Here is a 1,694-nt window from a genome sequence, read left to right as displayed (position 1 = left end):
CCGTGGTCGCGGCCGGGCGGTGGGCGGCGGCGAGGCGGGCGGTGAGGCCGGGCGCGTACGGGACCGAGAGCGAGCCGAGCGGCCGCAGCTCCAGGTCCTCGCCGCCGGCGGTCAGCTCGGCCGCCGCCACCTCGATGGCGTCGAACGACGTTCCGGACATCAGGCCGAGGACGCGCACGGGCTCTCCATGATCGTCGAGGGGGAGGGGCGACGACCCCAGTGTACGGCCGGATCCCGGTGCTGGAATTCCGGGGAAACGGCGAATGCGCGCCCGCGAATTCTGCTCTCATAACGGAATGGCAGAATCACCGGACGCGCGTTACGCCGCAATAAACCAGAACGAACACTTTATCGTATTAAGGCGGCGAATGGGGCGGGCTGCGCTGGTCGTCAGTGCTCTATTCTTCGTGTGGTATTTCCTCTTCATCGTCGCGTGCGTCTTCGCCCGCGGCCTGATGGGTCACCGCCTGGCCGGGCACCTCAACGTCGCCCTGGTGTTCGGCGTCCTCCAGTTCGTCTCGACGTTCGCCCTCGCCCGGCGCTACTCCCGCTACTCCCGTGAGGCGCTCGACCCGCTGGCGGCGCAGGTCATCGCCGACGCGACGGCGCCGGAGCGCGCCGGGCGAACGCGATGACGTCCGCGGCCGCGGCCGCCGTCTCCGGCGACGCGCGCCTCCTCACCTTCGCGCTCTTCGCCGGGCTCGTCTGTGTCACGCTCGGCATCACGCTCTGGGCGCGCTCGCGCACCGACGGCGCCGCCGACTTCTATGTGGGCGGCCGGGCGTTCTCCGCGCGGCAGAACGGCTTCGCCCTCGCCGGTGACTATATGTCGGCGGGATCCTTTATCGGCATTTCCGGGATGATCGCGCTGTCCGGCTATGACGGCTTCATCTATTCGGTCGGATCACTCGTGGCCTGGGTTCCGGTGCTCCTGCTGGCCGGGCCGCTGCGCAACGCCGGACGGTTCACCCTCACCGACGTGCCGGCGGCCCGCGCGCGGCGGCCGGGGCCGGTGCGCGTCGCGGGAGTCGTGTCCACGGTCACGGTGTCGGTGTTCTACCTCGTCGCCCAGATGGTCGGCGCCGGAGCGCTGGTCGCGCTCCTGCTCGGCGTCCGGCCGGGCGCGACCTTCCTCGGCCTGTCCGCCGGAACGGCGGAGACGCTGACGATCGTGGCCGTCGGCGCGCTCATGGTCCTCTACGTCGGCTTCGGCGGGATGAAGGGCACGACCTGGGTGCAGATCGTCAAGACCGTGCTGCTGATGACGGCCGGCGTCGCCCTGACCGGCCTCGTCCTCGGGCGCTTCGGCTTCGACGTGAGCGGCCTGCTCGGGGCGGCGGGACGGGAGAGCGGCCGCGGTGACGCCTTCCTCGTGCCGGGCCTGCGCTTCGGGCGCGAGATCGCCGGCCACCCGGGCGAGACCCTGGCCGGCGACCTCGACCTCATCAGCCTCGCCCTCGCGCTGGGGCTCGGCACCGCCGGGCTCCCGCACGTCGCCGGCCGCATCTTCACGGTGCCGGACGCCCGCACCGCCCGTACGTCGGTGAACTGGGCGATCGGGCTCATCGGCGCGTTCTTCCTGATGACCCTGGCCCTCGGCTTCGGCGCGGCCGCACTGGTCGGCCGGGACGAGATCGTCGCGCAGGACCCGGCCGGCAACGCGGCCGTGCCCCAACTCGCCCGTGCGCTGGGGC

General features: G+C 72.0%; 2 protein-coding genes. Both read left to right on the top strand.

Annotated elements, in window-relative coordinates:
- The first annotated feature begins 263 nt into the window (after positions 1-263).
- Positions 264-635, top strand: a complete 372-nt coding sequence (locus ACFFNX_RS49310; protein WP_378213392.1) for a DUF485 domain-containing protein — start codon at positions 264-266, stop codon at positions 633-635.
- On the top strand, positions 632-1,694 hold a 1,063-nt coding region (locus ACFFNX_RS49305; RefSeq protein WP_378213391.1), incomplete at its 3' end, for a solute symporter family protein. The genes ACFFNX_RS49310 and ACFFNX_RS49305, both read left to right, overlap by 4 nt.

The organism is Actinoallomurus acaciae, assembly GCF_042429965.1.
Taxonomy (GTDB): domain Bacteria; phylum Actinomycetota; class Actinomycetes; order Streptosporangiales; family Streptosporangiaceae; genus Actinoallomurus; species Actinoallomurus acaciae.
Note: the sequence above shows the minus strand (reverse complement) of the source record. Positions and strands in the feature narration are given on the sequence as shown.